Here is a 23,947-nt window from a genome sequence, read left to right on the forward strand (position 1 = left end):
ACTCAACTGTGCGGAGGTGGGACGACGAAATCGAATTCTAACGAATTACCGATTTCTGTCCCACTCTCTATTTTTTTAATCTTGTGGCTCCTTGGGCAGTTCCATACGGAAGCGCAAGCCCATAGCCGTTTTATCAAATTGGTAGGCCAGCTCTTCATGGTCTAGCAAGTGTTGGACCACAAAGAGCCCCAAGCCGCCTTCCTTCTTCTGACGGCTAGCGGTCATTGGCATTTCAGCGGTCTCTACCATTTCCTGGCTGGTATTTTCAATCGCCAAGTGCGTCCCTTCCTCTTCGAGACGGAGCTGGATCTCTCCACCGGCATCCGAATGTTTGACGGCATTACTGATAACATTTGAGAGAACCAATTTTAGAATCGCTGGGTCCATATAGACGGCTTTGTCAGGGATCTGATTGTCAATTGTGAGCGCGCGAGATTGAGCCAAGACCTTGTACTGGTCGAGGATCTCCTCTAAGGCCTTATCCAGCTGGATCCACTCCTTGTCTCCTGCCAATTCTTGGACAGAGGACAGGGACAGGATTTCTAGGACGATCTGGTTCATCTCATCGACGATATCGAGGGAGACCGCCAGATAGCGGTCCCGATCCTTGTAGCGGCCAATCTTATCCCGCATATTTTCTAGGATAATCTTCAAGCTGGCCAGAGGCGTCTTGAGCTCATGCGAAGCCCCACGTAGGAATTCCACCTTCATCTGCTCCAACTTCAGATTTTCTTGTTTCTGCTGCTCTAGATTGTCGATCACTTCTAGGAGATGGTGATAGAGGTCGTTGATCTGTTGCTTGAGAACGCCGATCTCATCCTGCGAATGAATGGGGAGACTAGCTGTACGATCCAAGCGCTTCATCCGCTTGGTCATCTGCTTGATCTCCAGGATCGGAGCAGAAATCAGGCGGGCATAGAGATAGGAGGCAAGCAGTGACAGAACAAAGGAAGCCAGAAGACTATAGGGAAGAAAGCCCAAACTGATGTCCCGCGCTTCCTTTTGGGAATCGACAGTTGCTAAGAATTGCAAGGTCAAATCCTTTCCCTCTTTTGTCTGGATTTTTCGCTCTTCAATGACCAGGGAATTGTTCTGGCTGTCAGGGTTCACGAGCAAGTCATCCTTGACCTCTAGGGCATTTTGTTTTTCCTTGTCCTTGATCGAGACCTTGATATCATTGGTCTTGGAATATAGGTCGATGACCGACTCAATGGTTCCTTCTTCCTGACCTTGGAAACTCTTGGCTAGAGCCTGTGATTTCTTCAAAATCGTCTGGCGCTGAGACTCGATATAGGTCGACGGGAAAATAAAGTAAACCGAAGCGTGTAAGAGGATGACTAAGCTACTGAAAAGGGCAAAGGTGATCAGAAAGATCTTTGCAAAGATACTCCGTTTGGTCATGGTCTCTCCAATTTATAGCCGACATTGCGTACCGTTACGATACAGTCCAGCTCTAGTTTTTTTCGTAGTTCCTTGATATAGACATCGATCACCCGGTCAAAAGGAATCTCCTCCGTCTCCTTCCAGACGGCATCGAGGATCTGAGAGCGGGTCCGGGCCTTGCCCTCATGCTGGAGCAAGTATTCCAAAATTTCCAACTCCTTGGCATTCATGGAGATAGCTTGACCAGCTAGGCTGGCTGTGTAGCTCTCAAAATCCACCCGTGCCTCTCCATAGGTGAAGACCCGGGAAGGCTGGAGCTTTTTAAAAATAGCTTCGATACGGACCTTCAAGAGAGACAAGGAGAAGGGTTTTTCCAGGTAGCCATCCGCCAACTCTCCAAAAGCCGTCAACTTATAGTCCTCGTCATGGAAGGCCGTCAGCATGAGGACAGGGACTGAGCTGGTCTTCCGGATGGTCTTAAGCACTTCCAAGCCATTGAGGATAGGAAGCTGGATATCCAACAAGACCAGATCCGGCGCCTCTCTGTGAAAGAGTTCCAAGGCCTCCTGCCCATCACCTGCTTCAAAGACCTCATAGCCACATTCCATGAGATAGTCGCTCATCCCTTCGCGAATCAGGACTTCATCTTCTACGATTAGTATCTTCATACACTTTCCTTTTATCTAAGAAACTTCTTCTACCTCCTATTATACCCTATTTCTATTTTAGGAAACAATTTCTTATTCGACATCCACCAAGAGATCTTTTGGTTTCTTATGCAAGAGCCATTGAGAAGAAAGGATAGATACCAGAATCAAGAGAAGCCCACCGACCAAGACAATCACCAGCAATTGGCTCGGTTGGATATCCATATGGATATCAGTCAGGGTCTTACTGAAGCTTTCTGCCTCAGCTCCTCCACCAAGGTTGGCTGCAGAGGATTCTTGAGCCATTTGTTTGGCAATGCCACTGGTTACGTTCTTAAGCACCGTATCTCCGACTCCTTTGGCAAGAAGTCCTGCAACTCCATAGGAGAGGAGGAAGGCTGGGATGGAAATCATGACTAATTCTGCCACGAATTGTCCCGCAATCTGCACCTTAGAAAGTCCTAAAGCCAGTAAGATTCCCACTTCTCTGCGACGGGCATTGAGCCACAAGACGAGGAGAAGGGTGAGAAGCAAGCTAGCAAAGATGAGGCTACCGATAAACAAGTAGTCCGCCACTTGGAACATGCTGCTGATGGATTTTTGTAAGGCTGGGTAGTTGGAAGAGCTCTTAACCAAGTCAAAGTAATTCCATGGGATATCTAAAGCTTTGATTTTTTCGATCAATTGATCCAGGTCCTGATCCCCTTTGGCAAAGAAGGTAGCGTCCTCATAGGTAGCTGTTTGGACGGTATTGCCGTAGAGCTTGGCAGCTGTATCCAGGTCAGAAATGAGGGTATCTTCATACAATTCTTGGGCGTAAGTTAGAGGAGCTTGGTTCTTCCCTGAGAACAGACCCTTAATGGTCACTTCGACAGTTTCATTGGCCCCTTTTTCATTGTCAGCATCGTAGAGATTGGACTTGAGACGCACCTTATCGCCCACCTTGAGCCCATTCTTTTTCGCCAAATCTTCGTGCATGAGGATTTGGTTTTTATCCTTATCCGTCAGATGCTCCCCTTGGACCAGTTTGTAGGCTCCAGAGACAAACTTATCTTCTTTTGAAGAGTCGTTGACCCCTGTCACCATCAAGGTATTCTTGAAGTGCTTGGCCCGCTCTGGAGATTGATTTTGCAGAGTTTCTTCGGTCTCAATGATCTCGTGGTCTAGGATATCCGCGATGGCATTGATCCGCTTGATAGAGGAGGTGATCCCCTCTACCTGGCTGATTTTTTCGATATCTTCTCCTCTGAGATTCCCAGCTCCCCGTGGGGTTCCTGGATTGGTCCTGCGGTTGATCTGCATGGAGAAGCTATTGGTGATGGATCCCAGGCTTTCCGATGAAGCTTTTTGGGTCGCTCCCTTCATGGAGAGTCCGATCAAGCTCAAGGTCCCCATGAGGAGAATGATGGCAAAGAGCAAGAGAGACTTGGGCCATTTACGTGTGATATAAGCAAAAGCATTTCGCAACATAGCATTCCCTCCTTACTTGCTCTTCTCAACGAGGCTACGGCGACTCAATTCCAAGACCACATCGGAGGCCTCTGCCACTTCCTTACTGTGGGTGACGACGATGACACATTTTTGGCGTTCCTTAGCCAGTTTCTTTAAAATAGCAATGATGTCACCTGCTGTCTGTTCGTCAAGGTTTCCTGTCGGCTCATCTGCCAAGATAACAGGTGCTTCTGAAACGAGCGCACGCGCAATGGCCACCCGCTGTTGCTGCCCTCCAGATAATTGCAGGACATTGCGTTTGATTTGCGTTTCGTCCAATCCCAATTCCAAGAGAATGTCTTTCCCAGCCTGTTTGTTAACCAGACGGACATTTTCAAGTGGCGTCAAATAATCAATCAAATTGTAATTCTGAAAGACCAGGGAGACATGGTGCTTGCGGTGGTAGCTAGCCCCTTTGGTCTGGATGTCCTCCCCATCAAAGAGAACCTGCCCCTTCTTGGGATTGTCCAGACCAGCCAAGAGGGAGAGGAGGGTCGATTTCCCTGCTCCAGACTGACCGATAATGCTGTAAAATGTCCCATTTGCGAACTGATAGTTCACGTCTGAGAAGATCTCTTCTTGGTAGCTTTGGTAACTATAGGATACATGTTTGAGTTCTAACATAGGTGTCATTTCTCCTTAACTCATTTTTGTTAATATTTCTTTTGGGGTCTTGCGCCAGATCATGCTGGTCGTTACACCGAGCGACAGAAGGATCAAGCACAAGAGGCTAGCATAGGCGATTCCTAAGGAAAGGCCTTGAGGGACTTGGTTGAGCAAGTCTAGGGTCTGCTGTTGACCCGTCTGTCCGACAAACTGCTCTAAGAAACGATGGCTGACCATCCGCCCGATGAGAAAGGCTGGGATCACTGCTAATAAGGATACCAGCACCACTTCCAAGAGGAACTGTCTAAAGATCCGGCCCTTGCTCTTCCCAATGGATAAGAGCACCCCGATTTCGTGGATCCGCTCCCGTGTCCAGAGACTGAGTAAGAGCGATAGGGCACCGGCTCCCGTCACCAGGAGGACGATCATCATGATCCGTACCAGGCCTTCTAGAGTCTGAGAGGATTCCTTCATCTGGTCAAAGGCCTTGCGATCTTCGACCACGCGTAGAGACTGCCAATCCAGATCCAAGCTTTTGACTTGCTTCAAGAGGGCATCGATTTTCTCAGGATCTTTGACGCCAAAGGTGACCTGGGTCACTTCTTGCTGACTGAGACCAAGGAGCTTGGTCGCATCCTCATAAGGGAGGTAGACTTGATTCTCACTCAGATCAGAGGTCATTCCTGTGAATTTTTCCTGTTTCTTACCCGAAAAGATGCCAACGATTTTAAAGGTTTGCTCTTTGGCGGGAGTCTCCCCCATCTGAAAGCTGGATAAGGTCAAGGAATCTCCGACCTTTAGCTTGTTCTTCTTAGCCAACTCTTCGTGGATCAAGATCTGGCCGCGAGCCTTGTCGGATAAGTGCTTGCCTTGCACCAGTTGGAAACTGCTACTCCGGAAATCCAGGTGCTGGTCTGTCTTCTGGGTGAAAACAGCGCCTAGCGCTTGCTTGGCTTCCTGCCCCAAATCGTCTCGCTCCACCGACTGCTGTCCCGTCACCGCTTCTTTACCAAGAATGCGAACGGGACTTTCATATTGAGGAACCATGGCTCCCACCCCAGCTAGTCGTTGCACCTTTTCAGCCTCCTTCAGCGCAAAGGGAGTATTCCCCTGCTTACTGGTCAGGGCAAAACTGGTCCCAGCCGACTGTTTGATATGTTCCTCCAGCCTTCCTCCTACTTGCATCAGTGAAAAACAGAAATACAAGCAAGAGAGGATCAAGAGGAGAATCAGAAAGAGGACCAGATTCCTCGTTCTTTTTCGAGAAATATAGGCGATTGCCTGTTGTAAGAGCATGAACTCACCCTCCATTTCAAGGTCCACGATAATACAATGTGGACGCTTTCATCATTTGTTATAGTTATTATAGAAAAGAAATGTGAAATGTTTATGAAATAGAAAAAGTTTCCTAAAAATCTAGGAAACTTTATTCGATTTAAATAATATTAGGAAAATATGCGTCCCACCTGCTTGACCTTATTTTTCAAAGATTTCTCCTTCTTGGATCCTTGAAAAGATCTGATCGGTCAGTCGGACATTCAAGAAGCTCCAAAGAGCGAAACCACCAAAGGTAAAGAGATAAATAGCTGTCAGTAACCGTTCAGGACTACTGAGACTGATATAAACCACTGCCAGATTGAAGAAGACAAGAAAGATGGTTTGAATTGGATTTAAGAGAGCAATGAGGAAACTATTTAGACAGACCTTTCTTGTAGGATCTTCAAAGAGGCCGATATAAGGGAAGATCAAGGTCATCCCTCCACATAGAAGGACGATAAAGGGAAGCAAGATCCAAATCCCATACTCACTTAAAAAGGCCGTATTTGAAAAAAGGCAGTAATCCAGATAAAGAAGGGCTGATAGTCCTAGGCAGGTCAGCCAAATCACCGTCGCTTGCTTGAAATTGGCGCGAAAGAGACGGAAAAAATGAAAGACGAGATCCGTATCTTCCCCTTTCAACAAGCGGTGCCACATGGTTGCTAAAGCCGTAAGCGATGCACCGATCGTGAGAATCGGAAGGCAGCAAACGATAAACAAGGTGTTCAAGATAATGATGTCTGTCAACCGGGTCAAGGTCTTGACCAAGCGTCCATCCAATGAAAATAATTTTTGCATCTTCTTCTCCTTGTTCTTCATCTCAATTTCTGCTAGTTCCTCTAAGGAAGCACTCAGGGGCTCTACGCCCCTGAGTTACTTACTTGAATCCATTTAGATCCCTGTTACTTCACTTCTTTTTGGTAACGATCATAGGCATCCTGTTGAATCTTCATAAAGTCATCAATACCCATCTTCTTCAAGGTTGCTTTGTAATCATCCCATTCTTTTTCAATGCCACCTTCTACTACCCATTTAGAAGCTTGTTGGGTAACATAAGAGTTGATATCGACATAAATAGAGGACAATTTGTTCAATTCTTCTTGAGAGTAGATGACATTTGGATATGCTGGCAAAGCGTATTGTTTCAATTCTTTGTCCATCTTCAATTTGAGGCCATCACCCTGTGTTTGGTCGATGTCGACATGACTATTGATATCATCAGACACATATTTTGGTCCAAAGTCACGAAGGGAATTGATCCAAGCCCATTCATCGGCAGATTTACCATCTTTTGGAGCCAAGACCTTGTACTTGTCGCCATCTTTTTCAGTCGCAATGCCAAAGGAACCATAGAAGTTTTGGATGCTGGCATCATCCGTGTAGAATTTATCCAACCATTTGAGCAATTTTGCAGGGTCCTTGCACTTATTCGTGATCAAGATTTCATTGCGTCCATAGTTCAAATGATCTGGGTCAGAAATGACATATTGTTTGCCATCTGGGCCTTTCAATGCTGGAAGAGGAGCATATTCGCTGGCATGTTGGCCGAAGGTTGCATCTGCTGTCCAACCACTTGACACACCGACACGCGCCACACCCTTGTCCATCCGTTTGGCAACAGACATAGAGGTATCTTCTGTAAAGAGTTCAGGGTCGATCAAGCCTTTCTTGTAGGCTTCATGCATAGCCGCTATCCCTTGTTTATAACTTTCTTCCGTCCGGAGGTAAACCGGCTTGCCATCTTTGACGGACATTTCATAGGTATTATCTCCACCCAGACGGTTGTTGAATGGCAAGATATAAGAGAAGGTCGGATCAAAGTTACCAGAGCCAAATGGAATTTCATCATTGACATCCCCATTGCCATTAGCATCCTTGTCCTTAAAGGCTTGTAAAACAGTCACCAATTCGTCATAGGTTTCCGGCATCTTCAAGCCAAGGTTGTCTAACCATTTCTTATTAATAAAGAGCTGGTTGCCGACGATTGGCCGCATTGGCAATTTCTTAGGCAGGCTGTAAATATGACCATCAGGGTTGGTCACCATAGCTTTTAATTTTGGTTCTTTTTCAAAGGCCTTGTTCAAGTTTGGCATATTATCCTTGATCAAGTCTTCCAATGGAATGAACATATTTTGGTTCTGAGCGATTTCAGAATCCGTGAAGGCATTGGATCCCAAGAAAGCGTCTGGTAAATCTCCACTGGCAACAAGTACAGATTTCTTATCAGACCAGTCTGCCGCCACCATGGTATCCCATTTGATCTTGATACCTGATTCCTTGGCTGAATCATCTAGAAAACCTTTGTGATAGTCTTCCCCCCAATCCGACCAACGAACGGTCGTGATCTTGAAGGTATTTCCATCATTCTTGTCATTGCTTGATTTATTTGTGGAAGCTCCACAAGCCGTCAAGCCAGCTAAAGCAGCTGCTCCAAGGAGCAGATAGGCAAATTTCCTGTTTTTCATGATCTTCTCCTATTCTTTCAAGGCCCCTATCATGACACCTTGATTAAAGTATTTTTGGACGAATGGATACAGCATCATAATCGGTGCTGTTGAGATAACGATGGCTGCATATTTCATCATATCAGCCTTAATACGGAGGTCAGAAGCTACCTCCCCTGTTGCTTGCGATTGCAACATTTGATTACTAATTAAGAGACGGCGCAGGATCAGTTGTAGGGGCTGGAGATTTTCATTGGTCAAATAAATCAGGGCATTGAACCAAGAATTCCAGATTCCTACTGCTGTCCAAAGTCCAATAACGGCAATAATAGCCTTGGACAAGGGGAGCACGATCTTTCTGAAGTAATGAATGGTTCCGCAACCATCGATCTGGGCAGCTTCCCACATCCCTTCTGGAATACTATTGTTAAAGAAAGTTCGAGCTACAACGATATTGTAAGGAGATACTGCAAACGGTACGACCATTACCCAGAAGGTGTCGACCAAGCCCAATTGTTTCACTGTCAAATAAATGGGAATCAAGCCCCCAGAGACGAACATAGGAACGATAAAGAAGACACTGACCCATTTCTTAGCAAAGAGGTCCTTTCGCGACAAGGCGTAACCGGCCGGGATATTAATGACCAGGGCAACGATGGTCCCTACAACTGTGTAGAGTATGGTATTGAGATAGCTCTTTAGAAACAAAGGCTGCTCAATCAAGCGTTGATAGCCGTCTAGTCGCCATTCCCTCGGGATAAACCAAACCTTACCAGTTGCCACATCAGACGGATTACTGAAGGAGGCAATAATGACAAACCACAAAGGGTAGACAATCAAGAGAATCAAGCAAATCGCTAGACCATAGATAAAAACATCAAAGAGGATTTCTGACTTGGTCTTTCTAGCATGTTGAAACAATTTCACAATTTCTCCTCCTTTCTAGAACAATCCTGTCTTGGTATAGCGTTTCGCAAACCAGTTGACCGACAGTAAGATGATCAAGTTGACCAAGGTATTAAAGAGACCGATCGCTGTCGAGTAACTATATTGAAAATTAATCATCCCCACTTTGTAGACATAGGTCGAAATGATTTCACTTCCTGCTAGATTGAGTGGATTTTGCAAGAGCAAGACCTTTTCAAAACCAACACTGAGTAGGCTTCCTGCTCTGAGAATCAGGAGAATCATCGCCGTTGGCAACAGTAAGGGTAAGTCAATATGACGAATTTTTTGCAATCGACTCGCCCCGTCCATGGTCGCAGCTTCATAAAAGGTTGGATCAATGGCTGATAAAGCGGCTAGATAGATGATACTATCCCAACCGATATGTTGCCAGACATCGCTCCAGACATAGACACCCGCAAAGCTACCTGGTTTAGATAAGAGGGCAGGCATCTTTAAGCCGACCAATTTGAGGACATTGGCTAACAGTCCACTACTTGGAGAGAGAAAGAGAATAATCATCCCACACATGACCATGGTCGAGATAAAATGAGGCAAATAAGTCGTTACTTGAAAGATTTTTTTGAACTTGCCCACACGAATCTGGTTGCAAATGATGGCTAGAACAATCGGCAAGGGAAAACCAACCAGAATACTGTAAATAGAAATTTTCAAGGTATTCTTCATGGTTGTTGCAAATTGGAAGGATGAGAAGAACTGGTTAAAATACTTGAGACCAGCCCAAGGACTTCCAAATATCCCAGTAGCGGGAGAGTAATCTTTAAAAGCGATGACTAGACCCGCCATAGGGATATAAGCAAATAAAATCAATAAAATAATCGATGGTAGGAGCAGCACATATAAAGGAATATTTTTCTTAAATTTGCTCTGCTTCGCATTTACTTCGCTTTTCATAAGGCCCTCCTTTTCTTTCTCCTCTATTTTATAGGAATCCTTTCCATCTTTATAGAACTTTTTCGTGCATCTTCATTCACTTTTCCGTTTTCTCCACACAAAAACATGCACTTTCCCGATTTTTTTTACTTTAATATCGGTTTTGTTCATGAATCCGTTTTCAAATAGTGCTATAATATATGTGAGGTGCTCATTATGAAAGCTATTCACAGAAGTACACGAGATCACTCGATTCAATTTTTTTCGCGCCTACTCTTTCTCCTCTTAGTCGTCAATACCTTGATCAACCTTTTGATAGGTGGGATTAGCCGAAATTTTATTAAACACCAAAACATGCTCCATTTAGAGGACTCGATTCATATCTATGCGGATTCCTTAAATACAGAGCTTCACTCCGTTGAGCGTTTTATGTACAGTACCATTAGCCACAATGACTATTTGACAGAGCTCAATACCCCGCTTGATTTCACGGATTTTCATGAAAATCTAAAAAAATTGCGGATTGATTTCACTGAGTTTCAGTACCAGATGGATAGCCCCATTACCTTTTTCATAGAAACAAGAGATACCCCTCATTTTTTCAATGCCTCCAGTCTTCAACTGCCCTACCTGGACTATGTGCAATTGAAAGATCATCTTAAAACTTATGACAAAGAAACAGACAAGACCAGTCAAAAATGGCAACGAATCAGCCTGAACCAGCATGATTATCTCTTAAAATCCCTCCATTACAAAGGCAAGGCTATCTATGCCATCATTTCTACCCAGGATATTTTAAAACCCTTGCAAAAGCTCAATATCGGGAAAAAAGGGCGCTTATCCATCGATCGCCCCAACCAGATCCATGCTACAGATTCCGTCATTCAAGCCGGTAGCAATCAAACCCACCTGCCTTTTGATCTTTATGTGACGGTCGATTACGGGGACGTTTTCCGTACAAATATCGTACTGGAAACCCTTCTCTCCTTGGTCCCTTTGATCATCGCCGTTCTCTCTACCATTCTGATCCTTTATATTCGTCAACGGATGATCCAACCGATGAAACGACTCACCCAGCGTCTTTCTCAGCTAGATGCTGCTTCTACCAAGCTAGATGTGATCGAAGACCAAGGGATTTTAGAGATCGATCAGGCCAATCACAAGATCAATCAGGTCCTGATCCATATGAAAGACCTCCAAATTCGAGCCTACCACGCGAAACTCAACCTCAAAAAAGTCGAACTCAATTACCTCAAAAATCAAGTCCGACCCCATTTTTACCTCAACATGCTTTCCATGATTCACAGCATGCTCCAGACCAAGGACTATAAGGAAATCGAGGAATTGACCAAGGTGACTTCCAACTACTTGCGCCACCTCTTTCAAGCCAATCAAGATTTTAATCGCTTAGCAGATGAAATCCAACATATCCGAAATTACCTAGAAATCCAGAAAATCCGCTATGGGGACAGCATCCACTTTGACCTGGACTGGGATCCTGGTCTGAAAGATGCGGCTATTCCCCCTCTGCTTTTACAAACCTTTGTGGAAAATGCCATCAAACACGGCTTTTCTTTCCAAGATTCCTTCCACATTCAGCTTTCCATTCATGAAGAAGCAAACCAACATCTTGCCATTTCTCTTCAGGATAATGGTCCTGGTTTTAGCTCCGCTATCTTACAAGATCTAGCAGAGAAAAAATCCTTAGTTACTGAAGATGGCCACCACATTGGTTTGACCAATGCACGGGAGCGACTAGATCTCCTCTATCCAGATCACTACACGCTTCAATTTTCAAATGGATCCCAAGGAGGGGCCCGCATCCAACTGAGCCTTCCTTATGAACCCTACAAAGGAGACACACATGAATATCCTACTCGTTGACGATGATCGTTTTATCATTAAAGCCCTACAGGAAACCATCCATTGGGAAGCCTTGGGCATTGAGCAGGTATATACTGCCTCCAGTCTGAGCCAAGCCCAAGCCATCATTCAAAGTCACCCGATTGCCCTCATGATCAGTGATATCGAGATGCCACAAGGCAGTGGGTTAGATCTCCTAGCCTGGGTCCGGTCAGAAAAATATGACATTCAAACGATCTTCCTCACCAATTATGCTGATTTCAATTATGCCCAAAAAGCCATTGAACTCCAAAGTTTTGAATACTACCTCAAGCCGATTGACCCAGATCGCTTAGAATTTATCATTCAAAAAGCCCTCAATAAGATCAAGCGCCACAAGAGTGCGGCCCAATTAGCACAACAAGGACAAAAAGAAGCTGAATTTTGGCATGACTACTTGCGAAAACCACGTCCATCTCAAGCAGAACAGCTCCTTCAAGAAGTGACAAAACGGGGTTATAGCCCCAAACCACATGAAGACTACCTCTTAGTCCTCATCACTCTCCACTTAGTTGAAGAAGACTTTCACCCCAGCGTCCCTTCTTGGCGCTTGCAGCTCCGCCATTGTATCAAGGATCTCTCCCTGGATTTCCCTGTCCACTACTGCGCCCTCAGTAAAATCGAAAGCCAGACTGATCGCTACCTCTGCCTCTTCAAAAAGAATCAGACTACAGAGTGTGCAGACTTCCTAAAAGCTATCCAGCAGAAGATCCAGCAAGACTTAGACCGATCCTCTATCCTTCTCTATTCAGATGCCATTTCCCTTGAGACGCTCTTGATAAAGGCTCTGCAACTTTGCCAATACAGTGAAGAACAAGTCTTCCATTGGAACAGTATCCACTCCTATACTTCTTTGGATGCACAACCTCAAAAGCCTGCTCATCAAACATCGCTCACTTTTACAAATCAACTAGAGACAGAACAGCTTCTCCAAATCATCCATAGCTTAGAGACTCAAGATCGCATCCCGCTCTCAGCTCTAAGTGAACTCCAGCTAGACTGGACCCAGCAAATTGGCATTTATCTGGACAAGAACGGCATTCTCGCCCACAAGTTATTTCAAAACAAACACCATCAATTTCTCTTCGAACGGCGGTTTCATGCCATCGAAGCTTTTGAAGCCTATATCGGGGATTACTGGAGCTCTGCTCGCCATTATGTGATCGATCTAGAACACCAATCCAATCTCATCCAACGGATCACTGACTACATCGATCACCATTACAAGGAGGATATCAGTCGCACCAAGCTGGCAGAGATGGTTTTTCTTAGTCCAGATCATCTAGCACGGATGTTTAAGCGCGACACCGGCGAAACCCTGGTGAAATACATCACCGATAAACGAATGGCCGCCGCAAAAGAAATGCTATCACAAAGCGATACCCCCATTTACCAAGTCGCCCTCCAAGTTGGTTACGACAACTACTCCTACTTTACAAAGGCTTTTAAACAGAAGGTCGGCCTCTCCCCAGGAGATTACCGCAAACAATGCCAAGGAGCCTTTTAAAACAAGAAAAAAACCTTTGAAAAAGGATTTCTTTTCAAAGGTTTTATTTTCTTTTCTTTCTGATTTCTTTTTCAATGGCACTAGCAATCTTCTCCACCATATAGGCCGTCTGGAGATTGCGCAAGATCAAGAGGGCCCAAAAACATGCAAAGAGCATTTGACCCGCCATGGTCGCTTCATTGAAAAAATAAGTCTCCATAGCAGTAAAGACTGCTATCACTGCAAATTGTTTTCTATTCATAAAATTATTTTACCATGATTCAGTAAAGAATTCATGTATTAATCGTCTTGCAGGATGATTTTATCGGATAAAAAGTGAAATTCCTCAGGGATGACACTTTCCTCTTCTTCCACCACTTCGGCTTTTTGCCCACGTGCCTTAGCCGAAAACTCTGCCCGGATTTGGGTCCATTCTTCCATCGAAACCGCTAAAATCTCTGGTGAGAAGCCAGCAGCATTGCTGAGGATATTTCCAAACATGGTATTGAGGTTGTCCCGCTTCATGGTCTGTTCGGCATTAAAGGCAGACTCAAAGGCTAAAATCGCATGGTTCTCATTGGCAGCGACCGGCTGGGATCCGATTAAGAGGGCCTTATCCGCACCTGCCAAGCTCTCGATGATTTCCCCCCAAGCGTTCTGAAGACGGATCAAGTTGGTCCGTGCCAACTCTGGGTTTTCAACCGCCTCTTGCAAGATCGCGTTGACCTTGTTTCGATCTGCACGGTAGCCCTTGCTCGACTTGGTTGGGCGAGCTACTGCTGGTTTTGAAGCAGGAAGACTGCTACCTGATTGCGCTAACTGTTGCTTGAGCTGAGCGACTTCCTTCTTCAAGTCTTCCAGCTGAGCTAGCACATTGGAAGGAACCTCCACTGCAGCTGACTTAGAAACTTGGCCTGTGCTTTCAGCCAATTTAATGGTCATCATTTCAGTGTAGATGCGCGGTTGCAGACTATTTTTGATATCCGCTAGACTGGTCGTCGCCTGGTCAATCAGGTCAAAAAGACGGGCTTGATCGGCTTCAAGATTCGCCGCAAACAAGTCACTAGCGTGAGTGTTTTCTCCGCCTGTCTGAACAATCAAGAGATCTCTCAGGTATTGAAGTAAGTCCGTGACGAAACGGGCCATATTCTTCCCATTATCAAAGATAATCGCCAGCTGATCCAGCGCTGCTGTCGCATCATGAGCTAGGATGGCAGCCACGTACTGATCGAGCGCAGCTAGACTGATAGAGCCTGTAATCTCTTCAGCGATCGCTGTCGTCAACTCACTACCCGCAGTCAGACTCAGGGCTTGGTCCAAAATGGACAAGGCATCCCGCATCCCACCTTCAGCGCGTCGAGCGATGATCTGCACAGCATCTGCTTCATAGGCAATGCCTTCAGTAGCTAGGATATTTTCCAAATGATGAACGATATCCGGCAGTTTGATGGATTTGAATTCAAAGCGTTGCACCCGAGACAGAATGGTGGCTGGAATTTTGTGTAACTCCGTTGTTGCAAGGATAAAGACCACGTTTTCCGTTGGCTCTTCTAAGGTCTTCAACAAGGCATTAAAGGCCCCTGTTGAGAGCATATGAACCTCATCGATAATGTAGACCTTATGCTTGGCTAGACTCGGAGCATAGGTCGACTTGTCGCGAATATCGCGAATTTCATCGACCCCATTGTTAGAGGCTGCATCGATCTCGATAACATCTTCAAGACTCCCATTGGTAATGGATTCACAGATATAGCAGTTGTTACACGGCTCCCCATTGACTTGATTGGGACAGTTCATGGCCTTAGCAAAGATCTTGGCCACACTCGTTTTCCCAGTTCCACGAGGTCCAGAAAAGAGATAGGCATGGCTGATCTTGTCCTGCTCCACTGCCTGTCTCAAAGTCCGTGCCACCACTTGCTGGCCGACCAATTGACCAAAGGTCTGGCTACGGTATTTCCGATATAAAGCTTGATACATTAGTTCTTAACTCCAAACATCTTAAAGTCCCAGTTTGTCTTTTCGATCAAGAGAGCGACAAACTCTTCCAAATACTCTTGATCCAGCAGATCGTAGTCAGAGACGCATTCTGAGTCCAGGTCTAATACCCCAAGGAGCTGACCGTCCTTGACCATAGGTACCACAATTTCACTCATGGCCCGGCTATCACAGGAAATATAGTTGGCATGTTGGCGGACATCATCGACAATCATGGTTTCCTGCTTTTGAGCTGCTTCTCCACAGACACCCTTTCCAAGTGCGATGTGGACACAAGAGACGCCCCCCTGAAAGGGTCCCAAGATCAATTCTGACTGGTCATACAAATAAAAACCCGCAAAGACAGAACGAGGCAGGGCTTGATTTAAGAGGGCACTGGCGTTAGACAAATTGGCCAAGGCATTGCTTTCACCTGTTAAGAGAGCGTCTAACTGTGCCAGTAAAAGTTGGTATTGTGATTCTTTTTCCGAATGTTTCATACCTTTCATTATACCAAATCTTTGCCCAAAAATTAAGCTTCAAACAGCGAAAGAAAAGAGAGTGGGACAGAAATCGGTCATTCGTTAGAATTCGATTTCGTCGTCCCATCTCCGCAAAGTTGAGTAGGGCTGTAAAAGCTGATGAAATCAGCGTAGTAGAGCCCACTCAACCACTGCGTCTTGCTCGACAATCCAAAAACAATTGAGAGGCTAGGACTTTTGTCCCAGCCTCTGGAATATAGATAAAGTTATCTTAAAACTTTTCTCACGGCGGAAAGTTTCAATATTTTCTTGATTCATTTTAAAAATGAAATCTCAGTTTTATTTCTTTGCAGAATCATTTAACTCATTCTTCTAAAAATTATTTTATCTATTCATGCCGCCGATTGAAGTGAAAGACTTCAAAATATTGAATGGCCCGATAGATTAAAAAGATGGTCAAGATGATGGCCACCAGCCAAATCGTCTTTAGTCCATAAAACTGGATCAAGTAGGTCGAAAAAATGGCCCCACAGACGAAACTCCCGATCAAGCAGGTCATAAAGATGGCTTCCCAGAGGAATTTCATCTCCCTGTCTCTAACAAAATTTCCATAAGCTACCATGGTTTTCTTGAGATTTCCGGTCATAAAAGAGTGGTTGTAGGCATAGCTACCTACTTCTCCAAATGAGGTCGCTACGATTCCCAAACTCAGGCCAAAAAAAGGCACGATGAAGACATTTTTTACCGATGCTGGCAAAAATCCCGTCACCAAAGTTGTGAGGATATAGGGCACTAGGGTACTCAAGCGCCAGACTGAATTATCAATCAAGCGACGCAAGACCGTCATTAAAAAGATCCCCAGCATAAAGGCCAGCATCGTGGCTAACTTCACTTCTACATCTGAGATCTGCTGGCCGATCAAACCAACCGATAGAAAGACCACATTTCCCGTCTGGCCTGCCGCCAAGGTCCCACCCCGACAAATAAAGGTATAAGCATCTGAAAAACCAGCACACATGGTCAATAAACAAGCGAACGCCTTGGTCCGCGAATGAAACTCCCTTTTCATTTCCATTCTCCCTAGGAAAAAGAGGGAGTGGTACAGAATATTAAAAAACATTTCTCATACCACTCCCGCAACATTGATTGAGAACTCTTTCGAGTCTTTTAGCGAATGAAGAGTCTCACCAACTACTGCGACATTCAATTATTCCAACTAATGTGAAAGGATTGGAGATTGATTGCCCTCTTTCTCCCTATCTTTATTTTCCCTCACGCGCTTCGTTGAGGATTTTCTCAATCTTGGTTGTGATCAAATCAATCGCAACCGTATTGGTCACGCCCTCAGGAATGATCACATCCGCATAGCGCTTGGTTGGCTCGATGAACTGGTGGTACATCGGTTTTACCACACCAAGGTATTGCTCAATGACACTATCGAGACTCCGGCCACGCTCCTCCATATCGCGCTTGATCCGGCGAATGATCCGTACATCATCATCCGTATCAACGAAAATCTTGATGTCCATCAAGTCCCGAAGGCGCTTGTCTTCAAGAACTAAGATCCCTTCCACGATGAAAACATCTTGTGGTTCCTGACGATAGGTCTTGCTGCTGCGCGTATGCTCCGCATAGTCATAGGTTGGGATATCTACCGGACGACCCTCCAAGAGTTCATTGATCTGCGCAATCATCAAGTCCGTATCAAAGGCAAAAGGATGGTCATAGTTGGTCTTGATCCGCTCCTCAAAGGTCAAATGACTCTGGTCCTTGTAATAGGAATCATGCTCAATCATGGCAATCTTTTCATTCGGGAAATTGGCCAAAATGGCACGAGACACACTGGTCTTTCCACCACCAGAACCACCAGTAACACCAATAATAATAGGTCTATTTTGCATTTTCTACTCCATTACCTCTAGTCGTCTGAGAAGAAATAGACATCTCAGATACATCTTATCCATTTTACCATATTTTTGCCTAGACATGAATAGTTTTTCAGTCAGAAATTTGGAAACAAAAAGGACCTTTTGGTCCTTTCATTATTTCACTTTTTCTAATTTAGCAGCAAATTCATTACCACCACGTAAGACGAGTATATTTTTTCCACCGTTGACAGGTACGAAACAATAATTTGAATTAGCTTGTATATAGACTTCCTTAGCACTCTTCACTTGATAGCCTTGTGATTTCACCGCTTCTTGAATTACGTCAAATGTATGTTCGATCTCTTCTTTAGAAGTCGTGTCTCCATCATACTTTTCTGAATCAGCTAGAGAATAGAATGCGTAAGCCTTGCTATCGAAATACTTATCACTAATAATTCCGTGATCTGAAATCTGAACAGTTGTATTATCTCCTTCTGTCACATTCTTCCATTTTCCAACCATGGCCTTAGGTGTTTCAACCTTGTGATAGACCAAATTATCTTCAAAGTTTCCTTTGTATGACTTATAAGTTTTCAAGTCGAATAAATCATTTCTTAAAATAATATTGCTTCCGTCTTTTTGGAGCAAGTTATAGCGTGTGTTCCCGCCAGACTTAATAACAACTATTTCTGTCGTCTTCAGGTTAAATTTCTTATCGACATCCGCAAGTGAATGCAAGTCCGTCGCATTTAACAAAGAAAGTGCTGTATTAAATTCTTTTTTCGCTACATTGCCCTTGAGAACCTTTTTGATGGTCTCATCACCATTGACTCTTTGTTTCTTTCCACTTAGTTCATAAGTGATAGGACTTGAATCCGTATTTCTCAACCAAACGCCATCTACACTTGGTCCACCTGAAAAGAAAAAGAACCAAGCAAAAGCAATCACTGCGACAAGTCCTCCAACTGCGCCTCCAATTTGGGCTTGTTTATTGAAAGAAAATGTCAATTTTTTCGGTCTTGGAACAGGTTGTAAGGTTTTCGCAGATGGCTGCGGTTGGACAACAGCTGTCTGTTCTTGTGAAAGAGGTGCGCTAGGTGCAACAGGTGCTTCCTGAGAAGGAGCCTGCGCTTCAGTTGCTGGAGCTGGTGCCTCAGTTGTTGGAGCTGGCGCTTCTTTTCGCTCTACGACAAACTCCCCTTTTTCACGCGCTTCTTGAAATTCTTGCATACTTGGCTTGCGACCATTGACCGCTTCAAAGTATTCAACCCAATCTTTTTGATTCATCATATCCCCCTTATTGATTTATCCTAAAAACTAACCATATTATACCACAAATCCATGGTTAATTTTTTTATTTTCAGAAAAATATCTGAAAAAGTCCAAGCGATTTTCCACTTGGACCTTCTTCATTATTTCAAAACTTTTTGTGTTTTCGCGTAGTTGGCTTCTACAGCTTCTTTTTCAGCTTTCCACCAGTCTTGGTGGTCTGTGTACCACTTGATGGTATCTTCCAAACCTGCTTCGAAGTTTGTGAATTGTGGTTCCCAACCTAATTCTTCACGCAATTTTGTTGAATCGATGGCGTAACGCAAATCGTGACCCGCACGGTCTGTTACACGGTCGTAGGCATCTTTTGGTTGTCCCATTTTTTCAAGGATCAACTCAAGCACTTCTTTGTTGTTCTTTTCACCATCGGCACCGATCAAGTAAGTTTCACCGATACGGCCTTTAGTAAGGATAGCCCAAACACCAGTTGAGTGGTCGTTGGTGTGGATCCAGTCACGGACGTTCTTGCCTTCACCATAAAGTTTTGGTTTGATACCTGACAAGATGTTGGTGATTTGACGTGGGATGAACTTCTCGATGTGTTGGTATGGACCATAGTTGTTTGAACAGTTTGAAATGGTTGCCTTAACACCGAAGGAACGAACCCAAGCCTTCACAATCAAGTCTGAAGCAGCCTTGGTTGATGAATAAGGGGATGATGGGTTGTATTTGGTTTCTGCAGTGAATTTTTCACCAGGACCTTCCCCATGTCCAGGAAGATCTTCGCGCAATGGAAGGTCACCATAGACTTCGTCTGTTGACACGTGGTGGAAACGAATGTCGTATTTACGAGCAGCTTCTAAGAGTGTGTAGGTACCAATGAAGTTTGTGTGGATAAATGGTGATGGGTCATTCAATGAATTGTCATTGTGGCTTTCAGCCGCATAGTGAACGATCGCATCAGCCTTAGCAGCCAATTGGTCAACCAAGGCTGCATCAGCAATATCCCCCACAACCAATTCAACACGGTCCCCAAGGATTTCTTCGATGTTGGCACGGTTACCTGCGTAAGTGAGTTTGTCAAGGACTGTCACATGCACGTCTGGATGGTTGTTGTAGACATAGTGTACGAAGTTTGAACCGATGAAACCAGCGCCACCGGTTACGATGATATTTTTGTATTCAGTCATTTTAAAGTTTCCTTTGTTAGATAATATTCTATTATAAATAATATTACAAGAATAATTAAATCAGTCTATTTTATTTAAATTTCCAATTGCTCTTCAAACTTATGATAGTCGAATCCCTTTTCTTTCATTTTACTTATTAGATTATGATTATCATCCGAATCTCTATCTCTACCATAAATTTGATCGTTCAACTTTCTAATTTGAGCATACTCAAAATAATCATCTTCCTCAAAGTCATTTAAATAAGGTAAAATAAATTTATTCATAATTCTATTCGCTTCATCAAATCCAAACCAATCAGAAACATAATTCTCTAACATTTTTAATAAAAATTTATTAAATACTTCAATATTCCCTTTTTCTTTACAAATAAAATTGAAGAGTTTAATTTGGTCAGACGATATTCTGTCTAAATCTTGTATATTACTGTCAGACATAATCATCTCTATATACTCTGATATACTCTCCTTGGTATACCATAGTAGAAGATAATGGTTAATATCTTTAAACTTACTCACTATTCTTTCCTGAACATCTTCCTGAAGATGTTTATAATAATGCGGATAAAAGTTTAAAAATAAGATAAATTTATTGATTGGAACATCTAAATCAATAATGTCTTTACTCTTGTCTGATTTTAGTTTACTTTCAATAAAATCTTTAAAAAGTTGTTCATCTTGTTCCAAAACTTTGATTATAACGAATAGATTTAAAAAATTATTTTCCAACTCTTCATTATTCTTTTCAAAAGTCAACTTCCAAACATTCCTAAAGAATTTCTTTTTTAGTGGCACACTCATTCGTGAATAAAAACGATTATAAAAGTAATTATATTCATAATTATTATCTTCACTATCCTCATAAAAATTACGAATGTTAAAATGCAATTTTTTTTGTTCAAAAGACTCAAAAACTCTTTCAAGGCCACGAGACATAAAATGTGCTGATTTAGTTAGTAAAGTTTCATAAATTTCCTTTATAAATCCAAGTGTCAATTCTCTTGTAGGTTGATAAATTTGTTGTTCTTTATCAAATGACGGATGAGCGCTCAAATTTCTTTTTAATTTTACTGCTTGAATAGTTGACCATAAATTATCATCAACAATTTCGAAATCCGTACTCTCATACAATGTTTTTAATAATAAATTTTCCCATGAACTCTTATCACCAGAAGAATTTATTTCTTTATGAACTTCTTCCAATAGTTGCTCAGCATTTGAATCCTCATATTCATCTCGTAATTCTTCAAGTTTATACGTTAAATCATAAAGTATAACGGTATATAAAACAAGGATAGCGGCACGGTAATTATGGTTCTCATAACAACTGATTACTTCACTAAAATAACTTCTAATTTCTAAATTTTCAATCTGATTAATATCGAATAACGAATACTTCATGATTTATAAATCCTCTTTTTTCAAAGGATTTACATCCTTAAGTAGTGGGTGATTTTTATCTGCTTCTGAGACTTCTGCTTCTTCCAAGTTGTCCCACTTGATATCAAGGCTTGGGTCAGCGTAGTTGACAAAGGCGTATTTAGGTTTAAGTTCCAGTGCCCAGTAATCGTTTACAAGGTAGCTGTATGATACTTTGTCAGACAAAACTTGGAAACCATTGGCAACACCACGAGGAACAAAGATTCCTTTTGAGGCATCAATCACTGTTTGGTAAGTATTTCCAAACGTTTCGCCTTCACGGAGGTCAACCCAAGTTCCAAGAACCTTTCCTTCATCTGCGACTGAGATGTATTTATCCCAAGGCTCAGCGTGCAAGCCACGTAAAACATTTTTACGTGAGAAAGAAACGTTATTTTGCAATTTTCCTTCTGCAAAGAATGACTCTGGAAAACCGAGTGGCAACATCTTTTCCTTTTGGAAGTTTTCCTTGAACCATCCACGGTTATCTCCATGAACAGGAATATCAAATTCAAGCAGACCTGGGATAGCATCAATCTTGCGGGCAGCTAGTTCTTTACCAAAAAATTGTTCAGTCATTATGCTTCTCCAATCAAACGGAGCAAGTATTGTCCGTATTCGTTTTTCTTCAGTGATTGCGCTAATTCATGAACTTGTTCTTTGGTGATATAACCCATGCGATAGGCAATTTCCTCAAGGTTAGCTACTTGGACATTTTGCAAGCGTTGAACAGTTTCGATATATTGAGATGCTTGCAAGAGACTTTCGTGAGTTCCAGTATCCAACCAGGCAAAACCACGGCCCATGAGCTCAACAGAGAGATCTCCACGCTCCAAATAAGCCTTGTTAACATCGGTGATTTCAAGCTCTCCACGAGGGCTTGGTTTGATGTTTTTGGCAATCTCTACCACATCATTGTCATAGAAGTAAAGTCCTGTCACTGCAAAGTTCGATTTTGGATGTTCTGGTTTTTCCTCGATAGAGATAGCATTCATATCCGCGTCAAACTCTACCACACCAAAGCGTTCCGGATCTTTGACTTGGTAACCAAAGACAGTCGCTCCTTTTTCTTTCGCTTCTGCTCGTTGCAACATCTTGGTTAAGCCGTTACCGTGGAAGATATTGTCCCCAAGGATGAGGGCAACGTGATCGTCACCGATAAAGTCTTCCCCGATGATGAAGGCTTGCGCCAAACCATCTGGACTTGGTTGCTCTGCATAAGAGAGAGAAATTCCTAGTTCAGAACCATCTCCAAGAAGCTCTTCAAAACGAGGTAGGTCTTGAGGCGTCGAGATGATCAGGATATCTTTGATCCCAGCCAACATAAGGGTTGACAGCGGATAGTAGATCATTGGTTTGTCATAAATGGGCATCAACTGTTTAGAAGCCGCACGTGTCAATGGATACAAGCGAGTTCCTGAGCCCCCTGCTAAAATAATACCTTTCATAATGGTAGGCCTTTCTACGTAGTCATTACCCTTATTTTATCATGTTTATATAAAAAAGTCACCTTGCATTTGTGTTACAAGGTGATGACAGGATAAGCATTTGTAGAATCCTCTTTATCGTGATTGAAATAGATAACGTGTACTAGATTATTTTCACATATCCAATAGTGTCTCTATCACTGATTCTCTTCTGAACCATCCGAATATCTCACTTTTACACCCGATTCAGTACCCCCTTTCCTAGACTCTAAAAACCTTCGAAATTCTTGGTCCTCATTATGATAGACCCCCATCTTAATTTTATTCGCATCTTTATCATAAGCTAATACATGTTCCTTGGAACTCCCATCAGAAAATGTGAGTTTCACCTCAGCTCCCCATGCGTCTGAAGGAGTAGAGCTATAAGATGGGTTTTTAATCTCAATTTCTACAATTCCCTTGTAAGTATTCTTCAAGGTCCTTACAAGGCTGACTTCATACTCTTTATTACGTCTCTTCTCCTCTAATTTTTTGTTCATATAAAACATAGAAATCCCAACTACCATAAGGAAAGCCAGAGCGATGACGCTCATCATCCTTTTGCTTTTCTTTTTTAACTTGATTTTTACCATAAGATGATTTTCCTCGCTGACTAAGGTCTACCTCTGAATTGAATCTGATGAATTGTTCTTCATCTTTTCATTCTCAAATACCATGATACCAATCAAAAAGAGAACCTGTCATGATGCTCTCCTTTTCAGTTCCTTATCCCAAAGCGACGTCTAGGATCATCATAATGACAAAGCCAACCATGAGACCGAGGGTCGCAACGTTTGTATTGCCGTTGGTCTGTGAATCAGGGATCAACTCTTCAACTACCACGAAGATCATCGCACCTGTCGCAAATCCCATCATGATGTCCAGTAACTTGCGACTAATATGCTTAAAGAAAAAGACGATGGCTGACCCGACAATGGTACAGCCCCATGTAAACAATCCTGCGAGAAAGGCCTGCAAGAACACGGATTGCGATTGAAACCAATTCATAACAACTCCCATTTTCTTGATGATTCACTTCTTCTATTCTACTATTTTTAGCTTTTAGCCAAATTACGGAAGGTCTTTCGAAAAAAAGAGAGTGGGACAGAAATCGGTAATTCGTTAGAATTCGATTTCGTCGTCCCACCTCCGCACAGTTGAGTAG

At 43.2% G+C, this 23,947-nt stretch carries 23 protein-coding genes; 2 read left to right on the forward strand and 21 right to left on the reverse strand.

Annotated features, from left to right (window positions below):
- Window positions 1–75 precede the first annotated feature (75 nt).
- The 9 genes from NFR56_RS08965 to NFR56_RS09005 form a co-directional block, all read right to left on the reverse strand.
- Complete coding sequence (locus NFR56_RS08965) at window positions 76–1,401, reverse strand: sensor histidine kinase (protein WP_134974555.1); 1,326 nt, start codon at window positions 1,399–1,401, stop codon at window positions 76–78.
- Window positions 1,398–2,051: a response regulator transcription factor gene (locus tag NFR56_RS08970; RefSeq protein ID WP_003019030.1), complete on the reverse strand. Its 654-nt coding sequence runs from the start codon at window positions 2,049–2,051 to the stop codon at window positions 1,398–1,400. The genes NFR56_RS08965 and NFR56_RS08970 overlap by 4 nt, the downstream gene beginning before the upstream one ends.
- A gap of 72 nt (window positions 2,052–2,123) precedes the next feature.
- Window positions 2,124–3,500: an ABC transporter permease gene (locus NFR56_RS08975; protein ID WP_251458658.1), complete on the reverse strand. Its 1,377-nt coding sequence runs from the start codon at window positions 3,498–3,500 to the stop codon at window positions 2,124–2,126.
- A gap of 12 nt (window positions 3,501–3,512) precedes the next feature.
- Complete coding sequence (locus tag NFR56_RS08980) at window positions 3,513–4,154, reverse strand: ABC transporter ATP-binding protein (RefSeq protein WP_118095338.1); 642 nt, start codon at window positions 4,152–4,154, stop codon at window positions 3,513–3,515.
- 6 nt (window positions 4,155–4,160) lie between these two features.
- Window positions 4,161–5,423, reverse strand: a complete 1,263-nt coding sequence (locus NFR56_RS08985; RefSeq protein WP_251458661.1) for an ABC transporter permease — start codon at window positions 5,421–5,423, stop codon at window positions 4,161–4,163.
- A 180-nt stretch (window positions 5,424–5,603) separates the two neighbouring features.
- Window positions 5,604–6,242 (reverse strand): YesL family protein, encoded by a 639-nt coding sequence (locus NFR56_RS08990; protein ID WP_251458664.1) that lies wholly within the window; start codon window positions 6,240–6,242, stop codon window positions 5,604–5,606.
- A gap of 104 nt (window positions 6,243–6,346) precedes the next feature.
- Window positions 6,347–7,909 carry a type 2 periplasmic-binding domain-containing protein gene (locus NFR56_RS08995; RefSeq protein WP_023918475.1) on the reverse strand — a complete coding sequence of 521 codons (1,563 nt, stop codon included), beginning with the start codon at window positions 7,907–7,909 and terminating at the stop codon, window positions 6,347–6,349.
- Window positions 7,910–7,918: 9 nt separating this feature from the next.
- On the reverse strand, window positions 7,919–8,815 hold the full coding sequence (locus NFR56_RS09000) for a carbohydrate ABC transporter permease (RefSeq protein ID WP_049475288.1): 897 nt from the start codon (window positions 8,813–8,815) through the stop codon (window positions 7,919–7,921).
- Between the two features lie 15 nt (window positions 8,816–8,830).
- Window positions 8,831–9,748, reverse strand: coding sequence for an ABC transporter permease (locus tag NFR56_RS09005; RefSeq protein ID WP_021153492.1), 918 nt, complete (start codon window positions 9,746–9,748; stop codon window positions 8,831–8,833).
- 195 nt (window positions 9,749–9,943) lie between these two features.
- Here NFR56_RS09005 and NFR56_RS09010 point away from each other — a divergent pair, with 195 nt between their 5' ends.
- The gene (locus tag NFR56_RS09010; protein ID WP_251458667.1) at window positions 9,944–11,611 is read left to right on the forward strand and encodes a sensor histidine kinase; all 1,668 of its coding nucleotides are present in this window, start codon (window positions 9,944–9,946) and stop codon (window positions 11,609–11,611) included.
- A complete protein-coding gene (locus NFR56_RS09015; protein ID WP_251458670.1) occupies window positions 11,592–13,136 on the forward strand; it encodes a helix-turn-helix domain-containing protein in 1,545 nt (514 codons plus the stop codon). Before NFR56_RS09010 ends, NFR56_RS09015 begins: the two co-directional genes overlap by 20 nt.
- Window positions 13,137–13,179: 43 nt before the next feature.
- On the opposite strand, the gene NFR56_RS09020 is transcribed toward NFR56_RS09015, so the two are convergent.
- The 12 genes from NFR56_RS09020 to NFR56_RS09075 all read right to left on the reverse strand — a co-directional run bounded on the left by NFR56_RS09020 (window position 13,180) and on the right by NFR56_RS09075 (window position 23,790).
- Complete coding sequence (locus NFR56_RS09020; protein WP_003002577.1) at window positions 13,180–13,377, reverse strand: DUF3272 family protein; 198 nt, start codon at window positions 13,375–13,377, stop codon at window positions 13,180–13,182.
- Window positions 13,378–13,415: 38 nt separating this feature from the next.
- Entirely contained in the window at window positions 13,416–15,092 is a 1,677-nt protein-coding gene (dnaX, locus tag NFR56_RS09025; protein WP_251458672.1) for a DNA polymerase III subunit gamma/tau, read from the reverse strand.
- A complete protein-coding gene (locus NFR56_RS09030; RefSeq protein ID WP_134974553.1) occupies window positions 15,092–15,589 on the reverse strand; it encodes a free L-methionine (R)-S-oxide reductase MsrC in 498 nt (165 codons plus the stop codon). Before NFR56_RS09030 ends, dnaX begins: the two co-directional genes overlap by 1 nt.
- A 370-nt stretch (window positions 15,590–15,959) precedes the next feature.
- On the reverse strand, window positions 15,960–16,640 hold the full coding sequence (locus NFR56_RS09035) for a YoaK family protein (protein ID WP_049515456.1): 681 nt from the start codon (window positions 16,638–16,640) through the stop codon (window positions 15,960–15,962).
- 193 nt (window positions 16,641–16,833) lie between these two features.
- The gene (udk, locus tag NFR56_RS09040) at window positions 16,834–17,472 is read right to left on the reverse strand and encodes a uridine kinase (RefSeq protein ID WP_003002524.1); all 639 of its coding nucleotides are present in this window, start codon (window positions 17,470–17,472) and stop codon (window positions 16,834–16,836) included.
- Window positions 17,473–17,613: 141 nt separating this feature from the next.
- Window positions 17,614–18,726, reverse strand: coding sequence for a hypothetical protein (locus tag NFR56_RS09045; RefSeq protein ID WP_251458676.1), 1,113 nt, complete (start codon window positions 18,724–18,726; stop codon window positions 17,614–17,616).
- Between the two features lie 125 nt (window positions 18,727–18,851).
- Window positions 18,852–19,898 carry a dTDP-glucose 4,6-dehydratase gene (rfbB, locus tag NFR56_RS09050; protein ID WP_134974551.1) on the reverse strand — a complete coding sequence of 349 codons (1,047 nt, stop codon included), beginning with the start codon at window positions 19,896–19,898 and terminating at the stop codon, window positions 18,852–18,854.
- A gap of 74 nt (window positions 19,899–19,972) precedes the next feature.
- Complete coding sequence (locus NFR56_RS09055; protein WP_251458678.1) at window positions 19,973–21,298, reverse strand: hypothetical protein; 1,326 nt, start codon at window positions 21,296–21,298, stop codon at window positions 19,973–19,975.
- 3 nt (window positions 21,299–21,301) lie between these two features.
- Window positions 21,302–21,895 (reverse strand): dTDP-4-dehydrorhamnose 3,5-epimerase family protein, encoded by a 594-nt coding sequence (locus NFR56_RS09060; protein WP_134974805.1) that lies wholly within the window; start codon window positions 21,893–21,895, stop codon window positions 21,302–21,304.
- Window positions 21,895–22,764 (reverse strand): glucose-1-phosphate thymidylyltransferase RfbA, encoded by an 870-nt coding sequence (gene rfbA / locus NFR56_RS09065; protein ID WP_003002772.1) that lies wholly within the window; start codon window positions 22,762–22,764, stop codon window positions 21,895–21,897. Before rfbA ends, NFR56_RS09060 begins: the two co-directional genes overlap by 1 nt.
- A 176-nt stretch (window positions 22,765–22,940) precedes the next feature.
- The gene (locus NFR56_RS09070) at window positions 22,941–23,375 is read right to left on the reverse strand and encodes a hypothetical protein (RefSeq protein WP_134974804.1); all 435 of its coding nucleotides are present in this window, start codon (window positions 23,373–23,375) and stop codon (window positions 22,941–22,943) included.
- Window positions 23,376–23,508: 133 nt separating this feature from the next.
- The gene (locus NFR56_RS09075; protein ID WP_134974803.1) at window positions 23,509–23,790 is read right to left on the reverse strand and encodes a ZIP family metal transporter; all 282 of its coding nucleotides are present in this window, start codon (window positions 23,788–23,790) and stop codon (window positions 23,509–23,511) included.
- Window positions 23,791–23,947: the final 157 nt, after the last annotated feature.

Source organism: Streptococcus caecimuris (genome assembly GCF_943193075.1).
GTDB classification, from domain to species: Bacteria; Bacillota; Bacilli; order Lactobacillales; family Streptococcaceae; genus Streptococcus; species Streptococcus caecimuris.